Origin of the sequence: Lamprobacter sp., assembly GCF_034860625.1 — a bacterium.
Lineage (GTDB): Bacteria > Pseudomonadota > Gammaproteobacteria > Chromatiales > Chromatiaceae > Lamprobacter.
Genome location: NZ_JAYESN010000680.1, coordinates 1 through 793, shown reverse-complemented (window position 1 = coordinate 793; position 793 = coordinate 1). Strand labels below are relative to the sequence as shown.

The window sequence follows — 793 nt, the reverse complement described above, 5'->3', positions numbered from 1 at the left end:
AAAGGCACCGACCGGCTGGGCGATCACCTGTACCTCGTCGATCTCCACCGAGCCCTTAGCCAGCTGCTGACGGCCTTGCAACCGTCGGCGCACGTGCTCGCGCGCGCTTGCATCACTGGCCTGCGCCACGGGCAGCCCGGTCACCAGACGATCGATCCGCGGTTGACCGGCCAGCTCCAAGGCCGCTAACACCAGTGCCTGATAACTGTCGCTGGCGGCATAGTCCTCATGCAGCGCGCGCTGCCAGCCCGAGACCCGCGCCGGCGCAATGCCAGCGATCCAGGGCTCGCCATGCAGCAAGAGCCTGATCCCCTCGGCAAGCCTTTCGGTTGTGCCTGCCGGCGCGCCCGCCAGGCGCTCGGCGACATGCGCCTCGGGTGCCGCCACCGCCGGCATCACCCGCTCAGCCGGTGACTCGCCGCAGCACCCGACGGCGAGCTTCAGATTGCTGTATCCAATATCCAGACCGACCACCACCATCCCCGCATCCTCCATCACGACTGCAGCACGACTGCAGCACGACAAGCACCGACGAGAGGCCCCAGACACCGCCACGATTGTGCCGCTCCGGAACCCCAGCACGACTGCAGCACGACTACAGCACGACAAGAGGATGCCGCCCCAGACCCAGGCACGAAACGGCAAGAGATGCCGAAAAACGGCATCTTTCACTGCTGCGCCATGGCTGAACCGCGGGCTAGGCTGTGCCGAGGCTGTGCGTCAGGTGAGCACCGCTGTGGATCGAGTCCAGGTGCGCAGCGGTCCTGACCTAAGCCATTGACTGTGCGTCGGG

1 pseudogene is annotated in these 793 nt (G+C 66.5%); it reads right to left on the bottom strand.

What is annotated here, in order from left to right:
* A pseudogene (locus tag VBE63_RS30730) lies at positions 1 to 480 on the bottom strand (hypothetical protein); the annotation flags it as partial.
* Between the last annotated feature and the right edge of the window lie 313 nt (positions 481 to 793).